The sequence below is a fragment of the Colwellia sp. 6M3 genome (assembly GCF_014077595.1).
In the GTDB taxonomy this organism is placed as follows: Bacteria; Pseudomonadota; Gammaproteobacteria; order Enterobacterales; family Alteromonadaceae; genus Cognaticolwellia.
Map to the genome: position 1 here is coordinate 1 of NZ_JACGWF010000120.1, position 9,518 is coordinate 9,518.

At 37.5% G+C, this 9,518-nt stretch carries 4 protein-coding genes, 1 tRNA gene and 1 pseudogene; 1 reads left to right on the forward strand and 5 read right to left on the reverse strand.

Annotation, left to right across the window (positions count from 1 at the left end; translation table 11 throughout):
* Positions 1-120: 120 nt before the first annotated feature.
* From prsR to H4J50_RS17360, 4 genes are read right to left on the reverse strand one after another with little or no spacing between them, the layout of a single operon-like run.
* Entirely contained in the window at positions 121-1,470 is a 1,350-nt protein-coding gene (gene prsR, locus H4J50_RS17345; RefSeq protein ID WP_182257491.1) for a PEP-CTERM-box response regulator transcription factor, read from the reverse strand.
* Between the two features lie 13 nt (positions 1,471-1,483).
* Positions 1,484-3,541, reverse strand: a complete 2,058-nt coding sequence (prsK, locus tag H4J50_RS17350; RefSeq protein ID WP_182257492.1) for an XrtA/PEP-CTERM system histidine kinase PrsK — start codon at positions 3,539-3,541, stop codon at positions 1,484-1,486.
* Between the two features lie 3 nt (positions 3,542-3,544).
* Positions 3,545-6,589 (reverse strand): efflux RND transporter permease subunit, encoded by a 3,045-nt coding sequence (locus H4J50_RS17355; protein ID WP_182257493.1) that lies wholly within the window; start codon positions 6,587-6,589, stop codon positions 3,545-3,547.
* Positions 6,590-6,591: 2 nt separating this feature from the next.
* Complete coding sequence (locus tag H4J50_RS17360; protein WP_182257494.1) at positions 6,592-7,587, reverse strand: efflux RND transporter periplasmic adaptor subunit; 996 nt, start codon at positions 7,585-7,587, stop codon at positions 6,592-6,594.
* Between the two features lie 354 nt (positions 7,588-7,941).
* Between H4J50_RS17360 and H4J50_RS17365 the strand changes: the two genes are divergently transcribed.
* Positions 7,942-8,018: transfer RNA gene (locus tag H4J50_RS17365), tRNA-Arg, on the forward strand.
* Between the two features lie 1,195 nt (positions 8,019-9,213).
* Here the strand turns inward: H4J50_RS17365 and tuf are convergent.
* Positions 9,214-9,518, reverse strand: a pseudogene (tuf, locus tag H4J50_RS17370) (elongation factor Tu); the annotation flags it as partial.

Sequence of the window (9,518 nt, forward strand, 5' to 3'; positions counted from 1 at the left end):
TGCTTAAACATAAAAGCCGTATTTTCACTGATACAGATACCAGTACCGAAGAATAGTATTCTAATATTAAAATAAAAAACCGCCTTTAAGGCGGTTTTTTTGTATTACATATAGATTGCTTTAACCGTTAATATTTAATTCATATTTTTCAATTAGCGAATAAAGTGTTGGTCGGGTTACACCCAATAAATCTGCAGCTTTAGACATATTACCTTCAGAAATTGCATAGGCTTTCTGAATGGCGATTGACTCAGCTTGTTCGCGAACAACACGCAAGTTAAGTGATAGCTCAAAGCTTTTGCCTTGATTATCAAAAAAGCCTAAATCTATTGCGGTTACCTGTGTGCCTGTGGTCATAATTACCGAGCTTTTCACTTTATTCTGTAACTCTCTTATATTACCAGGCCACCTGTGTTCTTTAATGGCACTTAAAGCGTCTTCAGAGAAGCTTTTAACGTTACGTTTATATTCTGCGGCATAATGTTGCAGAAAGTATTGAGAGAGGATTATAACGTCTTCATCGCGATCGCGAAGTGGTGGAATATTTAAAGTGATTTCACTTACTCTGTAGAATAAGTCTTCACGAAAAGTTTTTTCAGCAACCATTTGTTCAAGGTTTTGATTCGTTGCACAAACTACACGAACATCTACTGAAATTTCTTGTCTGCCGCCTAAACGCTCAATACATTTTTCTTGTAAGAATCGTAACAGTTTAGCTTGCAGGCTATAAGGCATATCGCCAATTTCGTCGAGAAATAATGTACCGCCTTCTGCACATTCAATTTTCCCTTTTGTAGCTTTATGTGCTCCAGTAAATGCACCTTTTTCAAAACCAAACAATTCGCTCTCTAACAACGCTTCTGGAATAGAAGCACAATTTATGGCAACAAAAGGTTTATTTTTACGGTCGCTAGCTAAGTGCACTGCATTTGCCGTAACTTCTTTACCGGTACCACTTTCGCCCAACAGCAATGCGGTGATTGATGTTGGCGCAATACGCTTAACCATCATTCTTAAACGTTCGATGCTTTCACTATTACCAATAATACCTATATCACTGCCACCAACCGATCGCATTTTACGGTTTTCTTCTTCGATAGCGGCAACACTAAAAGCTCGCGCTACAATGACATTAATAACTTCAGTTTCTATTGGCTTTTGATAAAAGTCGTAAGCACCAGCTGAAATAGCTGCCAGTGCGTTGGTTCGGTCATCATTGCCGGTTATTACAATCACTTTGGTATGTGGTGCAATAGTTAAAATTTCTTGTAAGGCTGCGAGTCCTTCTGACGCATTTGACTCGTCAGGTGGCAGCCCTAGATCTAAAGTAACGACTTTGGGCTCATAACGGCGCACCGCAGCAACCGCACTTTCACGATCGCCTGCGAGCACTGCATTGTAATCAGATAAGCTCCACTTTAATTGTTTTTGTATACCTTTATCGTCATCTACTATTAACAACTTTTCCATTCTTATTGGACCCTTATAGTAAATCTTGTCCGCTTATCGCGCCTGAAGTTCTTCTTGGCAAATCAATAGTAAACATTGTGCCTTTTTTTAGCTCACTTGTAACTTTTATAATACCGGCCATATTTTCAATAAACTGCTTAGCTTCAAATACACCTATACCCATACCGGCATTACCTTTAGTGGTATCAAAGGGTTTAAACAATCGGTTTTTAATAAACTCTTCACTCATTCCACTGCCATTATCTTCGATAATAATTCTGATAATGCGCTTTTTTTCAACTGCTGTTACTTTTATCAAGCCATCACTTGATGTAGCTTCTTTTGCATTTTGTATTAAATGATGCATAACTGATTGAAAGGATTCGTTATCAATAAAAGTAGAACAATCTCCTTCCACCTCAAACTCAACTTTTGGCAAGCTTAAGTTGCATTGATCAACTACTTTTTTAATCGTTATGGCTAAATCAGTTTGGCTATGAGATGACTGCTCGACTTGTTTTTTTCTCAATTGTGATAAAACTTTCTCTAATCTTTGTGTTGCAGACTCAACCGTTTCAAATACATCATTAATAAACTCTGGATTTTCTCGATGTTTTTCAGCATTTGCGGTAATTAACGCGAGTTGGGCTTGTACATTTTTTAAATCATGAACTAAAAATGCTGACATACGATTGAATGCATCGAATTGCTTAGACTCACTTAATTTGTCTGTTGCTTCGTATAAAGATACAAAGTTTCCTAGCTGTTTCGATATTGCAAATAATAAATCTCTATCTTCCCAATTTAAGCGTTTTAACTCTTTTTCATCAGCCAGTACAAACAAGCCATAAAAAGCTTTTCCGATAAAAATTGGCACTATTATTTGAATATTATTAGAACGAAAAAGTGCTACGTTTAAGATTAAATCAGGGTATAGCAAAGGTGATTTTTCATATTCATTTACATCAACAATCCAACCTTGCTGATGACAAAATAAACCAACTACTAGCAAGTGCTCTTCAACTTCCTCATTAATTTCCAGTCCTTGACTGTACTGAAGCTGATAGTGCTGATTAGAGAATTTTTTAATGATTGCTCCACGAGATGCTTCAACCTTAGACATCATAATTTGGGTCGCCATTTGATAATGACTTGCTCCACTTGTGGTTTCAATTTTTTCAATCAGATTTAACCACTCGTCTCGATATTCGTATTTATTGGCGAAAAAGTTTTTTGCAATAAAGACTTTAACGCGACGCCTTAAAGACTCAGTGATCAGTAAAGCAACCAGCACAATACCACTGAGCATTAAAAAGCCTATGCTAACTAAGTTGCCCCACTCTCCACCAATAAAATTAATAATATAACCGGCGACAGACATTAACAGTAAGTAAGCACCCGCTATCATCAACATTGAACTATAGAAAACAACATTACGTGAAACAAAGATACGAACTTCACCATTTTTAATGCGGCGAATACTGATTAACAGCAAGGGTGTAACAAGAAAGGCTAAATAGCCTCGGCTAAACCAGAAATCAAAGTCTATGCTATCAACCATCGTAGCTTGTGCGTAAATAACAAAGTCAAAAATAGCCACACTGGCCAGAGCAACCATTAATGGCCAAATAGCCCAACGTACTTGTAAATCAGCATTGCGAAATAGTTGTTCAAGTAAAACTAACATCCACAAATTTAAGATGATAAACAGTAAAAATATATATTCATAGGCATAGCCTAACCAATAACTGGCTAGCCAGGAGCCCAACATGAGTACTAGCCAAACACCAACATATTGTCGAACATAATAATTACTCACTAGTGCCTTAAGGCTGCGATGCTCGGTATTAAACAAAATAATTAATAATGACCAACAGGCAATTTTAAACCCGTCTACTAGCATTGCCCATTGCAGGCTGTAACCCAATTTAATTTGAAGTGCAGCAATTAAGTTGCTACTTAGCGTGACTAACGCACAGAACAAAACTGCACGTGCAACCAAGCTATGGTTGCGTGCTGCAATAATGAGAAGCGCAAATAAGGCATAAACACCTGCTGCGAGGGAGAATCCAATTAAGCCGTAAAAATCCATGATTTATTCTTTTATTATTTTAGCTGTTTCTGTTTTTGTAAATAACTCGGTCAGTATTGGCACAATAATAAAGCTCGCTATCGCCGAAATACATAAACCAGAAATAATAACCACACCTAGTGGTTGCCACAAACTGCCACCAAAAAGTGTTAGTGGTAGTAAACCGCCAATGGTAGTGATAGTGGTAAGTAGTATCGGGGTAAAGCGTGTTGAACTAGCCAATAGAATAGCTTCTTTTTTAGCTAAGCCTGTCGATAAATTACGATTGGTTGTATCGATTAAAATAATGGCATTGTTCACGACTATACCAAACAAACTAATCAAACCAATAAATGCCATCATCGAAAATGATAAATTGGTTAAATATAAACCTAAAATAGCACCTGTCATTGCGAAAGGGATAGAGGTAAAGATAATTAACGGCTGTAAAAAGGACTTAAACTGTAAAACTAAAATGGCAAAAATACCGATTGCCGTTATTAACATAATTTGTGACAAACCAGCGAACGATTCTTGTCGAGATTCTTCTTCGCCACCTAGAATGTAATACATACCTGCTGGTAATTCGTAATTATCAAGATAATTAACCACTTCACTGGTTATTTCTTGCACTGAATAACCTTGTGCAGCATCAGCAGACACTCTTGCCATGCGTAATTTTTGATAATGGAAAAAATCTGTACGCCCTTTTTGTAGTTTAATCTCAACAAATTGGCCTAATGGTATGCTTTCACCTAATTGATTCACTATCGTAATGTCAGAAAGACCATTTAGGTCGCTTTTGGGTCTCCGAACTAAAATAGGGTAGTTTTCACCATTGATGTCATTAAATTGGCCAATAAATGTGCCTGAAAGTGCGGTTTGAACGGCATTATCTAACTGGTTTATATCAATGCCAGACAAAGCGGCTTTATCATAATCTATCGCTATGGCTAATTCGGTATTAGCGATACCAATAGGGTTATCTAAATTGATGGCGCCTGATATTGATGCCATTTTAGATTGTAAGTCACCCGCAACCTTTTCAAGATCAGCCAATGATTCACTGATCAACCTAACGGTAATAGGTTGGTCGGTTACCGGGCCTTGGGTAAATTCTTTTACCGTAACTTTGGCTTGTTTCCAAGTTGAAAATTCTTTGCGTAATGACGCGACCAAGGCATTAACTTCGGCTTCTTCATATGCCTTTAAAACCAGTAGTACTTGCCCATAGCTCGATACACCACGTTTTGGAATTTCATTGTAGTATATCCGCGGGTTAGAGTTACCCACGTTTAGTGCAATTTTTTCAACATAAGGCTGGGTTTCAATAAAGTCTGTCATCGAGTGCATTACATCATTAGTGTAATCTAATGATGAGTTTGCTGGTGTTTCGACATCAATTAACAGCATTGATTTTTCAGCTTTCGGAAATAAACTTACCCCGACTTGACCAAAAAGAGAGGCCATTGCGAATAAAGCAATGAAGGCAAAGATTAGCATGATTAATTTTACATTCATTAATCGGCTGAGCCCACGCACATAGTATTGCTCAGCAAATCCATTAGCATAGTATTGTAACGTTTTAAATTTACTGGGTTTGTGGCTAAAAAATTTACTCGCAAGTAATGGAGTGAGGGTTAATGCAATGAGTAGCGAGGCTAACAACACCAGTACTACAGTTACAGGCATTGAACGGACAAAATCGCCAGTGTCGCTCGCTAACATCAACATAGGCAAAAAAGCTAACATTGTGGTGACTGTACCACTTGTTATGGCCCAACCGACTTTACTGGTACCTGATGCCGCTGCATCAGCTAATGAAGCTGAATTTTTCTTTTCACGATGAATACTTTCTGTGACAACAATAGCGTTATCAACTAACAAACCTAAAGCAATGATTAAGCCTACGATAGACATTTGTTGTAAACCAAAGCCTGCAAAGTCTAACCAGCCAATAGCCACTAAAAAAGATAACGGTATAGCAACGATAACAACAATCGCCTCACGTATACCTAAAAATATCAGCGACATAATGCCGACGAGCACTAGGCCTTGCCATAAATTATCAAAAAACCCGTTTACCCGGTTTTCAACACCATCCGACTGTTTAAAAAGCGTGTCGATTTTTATCGAATCAGGCAGGGTTTGCTTAAAAGCCAAAATTTCGTTATCAATTGCTTGGGTGAGCGCAAATATATTGGTGTTTTTTCTTTGCTCTGCAGTCAAAAATATCACTGGCTTACCATCATAGTAGGCCAGGTAATTAGCTTCTCGATTTGAAAATTCGACATGCGCAACATCTTTTAGTCTAATAATTGCACTATTATTTGAAAATACCACCGTATTATTCAATTCTTCTATTTGCTGGAAATTGCCGCTAGTTTTAACATTAAAACGCCGAGTGTTTGCATCCACAAAGCCAGGTGTAATATTAACAGCGCGTTTTTGAAGTACGCTATTAATGGTTGCGATGCTAATGCCATAGTGCTTCAGCATGGCTAGGTTTAAATCAACCGCAACAACTTGTGTTGGGTAACCCCATATATCCGCTTTTTTTACTGCTTCAATAGCTTCTAGGCGCTTTTCTAATTGCTTGGCATGAAACTCCATGCTTTTATAATCTGTTGTATCACTCCAAAGTGCCAATTGAATAATAGCTACACTGGTTGGTGTCGCTTTTAGGACTAAAACATCTTGAACACCTTCAGGTAATGTTGGCTTTACTATCGATACTGCTTGCTTAACTTCGTTGTAAGCCTCATTTGGGTCACTGCCATATAAAAAGGTTACCTCAATGCGAGCACCACCGTTTTTAATTTGTGACTCTACTTTTTTAATCCCTTCGATTTCAGCGAACTCTTCTTCGAGAGGGTCAACCACTAACGTTTCGATATCCGTTGGTGATGCGCCTGGGTAAATAATTTCAAGTAGGGTAATCGGAATATCAAATTGCGGGTCTTCTGAACGCGGCATTTGAAAATATGAAACAATACCAACAAGTACTAAGAGGACAACGATTGTAAAAGTAAACTGGGCATTTTTTATTGCAATGCGAGGGAGTTGCATAATTACTTATTCCCAATCTTAGAATAATTTTGCCAACCCGTAGTCATAATTATTAATGCTTCATCATCACGATGTGCTTTTAAGTAAACATAATCATTATCTATCTGAAACACCTCATAACTGTATTGTTTAAAATCTGTACTCTGTTGTGTTTGTGCAATAACAATGGCTTTGCCATCATCATCTACAGCGACAAGTGCTGATATAGGTAACCTATAAACAAACGTATTACTATCAAAAGCAATAGTTACACCGGCAAGTTGTCCTGCGATCATACCTGCTGATATTTTTATTTTAGGAAGTAGTACCTCTATTGTGAACAAGTTACTATTACCTTCGGCCATAGCGGGCATTTTACTTATCACACCTTCAACAATACCCACATGACTTAATGTAACGCTGACTTTTTGATTTAGTCTTACTTGTGCAACCTCTTGACCTGTTAAAGCTACTTTTACTACCCATTCAAGCTTAGCGATTGTTAAAGCTGCTTGGCCCGGACTCTGCAATTCACCTAACTCTGTGTTACGAGACAAAACTACACCTGAAAACGGTGCGTATATTTGTGCTTTTTCTAAATTGTAATGCGATGATTGATATGCAGATCGTAATACTTCAACGTCAGTAGTTGCTGTGTCTAAATCGCGCTCTGAGCCTAGATTAGCATCCATAAGTTGACTCATGCGCTTAACTTCACGCTCGGCTTGTAATAATTTTGCATAATTCGATGTTTTTTGTTGTTTCAATTCTGTTACATCAAGCGACGCTAATAATTGCCCTTTATTAAACTTATCTCCTTCATCTACTGCTAATAGATTTAGGTAGCCACTACTTTTAAAAGAAAGCGCTAATATCCGCTTATAATCTAGCTTACCGGTACGTTGTATGGTGTCGCTGTACAACTCTGCACTGATGACTTCTGTATCGTAGGACTGTGCCACCAAAGGATTCATCATTGATATAAGTAGAAAGGTAAATACAACTGAGAGAAATTTCATAATTAAGTGTTTACTTATAGGGTGTTGAGATAATAGTTATTATAGCCTTTACTTTAGGCATCTTCATGACGAAAGTACATCTTTTTCCCTAATTCTGTTGACAATGTTATGAGTAAACACGGTATTTATTGAGCTAATAGCCTAACAAAAACTAAGTATTAAAAGCACAGACAAGCATCATTTACTCACAATTTTAAAATGTAGCCAACACAAGAGAATTTGTCTTCAGAAAAACACTAATTTTATAGACATGATCAGCGTTAAACTATAGTATTTGCCGCGCTTTAATCTTTTCAAGAACTGTATATTCTATTGATGCTAGATTTGAAGTAACTCTAAGAAGTAAGTAATAAACCACCCGTAGCTCAGCTGGATAGAGTACACGCCTCCGAAGCGTGCGGTCACAGGTTCAATTCCTGTCGGGTGGGCCACTTTTGTGAGAATATAGTCATTATTTCTTTGATGGGTATTTGTTAATTTCTAGATTATAAAATTCAACATACTAAACCGTTATTTGATCTATGGCTTTTAAATTATGTATTTTAACTTAAGGGATTAGTACCGAGTAAATCATAAAAGAAAGAAGGGAAAAACAGAGGAAATCATCCATGATCAACACTCCCTGTTTTATTCATCCTTGTAGTAGCTTCTTGCCACTTTACTTCATCCTGAAGTATCCAACAAAGCATCCTGCCTCGTGTTGTTGCCAACAACAACAATACTAGATCAATATATATATAATGCAAATTTGTCGATGATTTAATTTTCAAGCTTACAAATGTGTAGCCTTAGATAACTGATAAGTCACACATAACACTACTATTTAACATCAAATATATTACTGAATCAACTAAACAAAAAGAGCTTATATACCACTTAAGAATTAGATTAAGCTGCCTTTTACCAAATAAAAAATGATTAGCTAATTTTCTTAAAACAAAAAAGACGCCGAAGCGTCTTTTTTAAGGGGGTTTCTGAAATCAGCTATTAAGGGATAATTTTCTAAGGTAAGAGTAGATACAACACCAGCACCAACAGTACGACTCTCAGCTGCGCACCAGAGGTGCTTGCGAAAATCACTAAAAACAGTCCATTGAGACTGTTTTATTAACGTATTTCCTCATCACGGAGAATCCATGAAGCTGGCCGTACTCAAAACAAAAAAGGATGCCGAAGCATCCTTTTTTTAAGTTCTAGTGTGGTCTAAAATTAAGCAATAATTTTAGATACAACACCAGCACCAACAATACGACTCTCAGCTGCGCACCAGAGGTGCTTGCGAAAATCACTAAAAACAGTCCATTGAGACTGTTTTATTAACGTATTTCCTCATCACGGATAATCCATGAAGTTGGCCGTACTGAAAACAAAAAAGGATGCCGAAGCACCCTTTTTTTAAGTTCTAGTGTGGTCTAAAATTAAGCAATAATTTTAGACACAACACCAGCACCAACAGTACGACTCTCAGCTGCGCACCAGAGGTGCTTGCGAAAATCACTAAAAATAGTCCATTGGGACTATTTTATTAACGTATTTCCTCATCACGGATAATCCATGAAGCTGGCCGTACTGAAAACAAAAAAGGATGCCGAAGCATCCTTTTTTAAGTTCTAGTGTGGTCTAAAATTAAGCAATAATTTTAGATACAACACCAGCACCAACAGTACGACCACCTTCACGGATAGCGAAGCGTAAACCTTCGTCCATCGCTACTGGGTTGATAAGCTCAACAACAAACTTCAAGTTGTCGCCTGGCATTACCATTTCAACACCTTCAGGAAGCTCTACAGCACCTGTGATATCTGTTGTACGGAAGTAAAACTGTGGACGGTATCCTTTGAAGAATGGCGTATGACGACCACCTTCATCTTTCGATAACACGTATACTTCTGATTCGAATTTAGTGTGAGGTAAAATTGAACCAGGTTGAC

What these genes read in the sequence shown, in the direction of transcription:
- prsR (WP_182257491.1), bottom strand. Translation starts at nt 1,470, where the DNA reads ATGGAAAAGTTGTTAATAGTAGATGACGATAAAGGTATACAAAAACAA.
- prsK (WP_182257492.1), bottom strand. Translation starts at nt 3,541, where the DNA reads ATGGATTTTTACGGCTTAATTGGATTCTCCCTCGCAGCAGGTGTTTAT.
- H4J50_RS17355 (WP_182257493.1), bottom strand. Translation starts at nt 6,589, where the DNA reads ATGCAACTCCCTCGCATTGCAATAAAAAATGCCCAGTTTACTTTTACA.
- H4J50_RS17360 (WP_182257494.1), bottom strand. Translation starts at nt 7,587, where the DNA reads ATGAAATTTCTCTCAGTTGTATTTACCTTTCTACTTATATCAATGATG.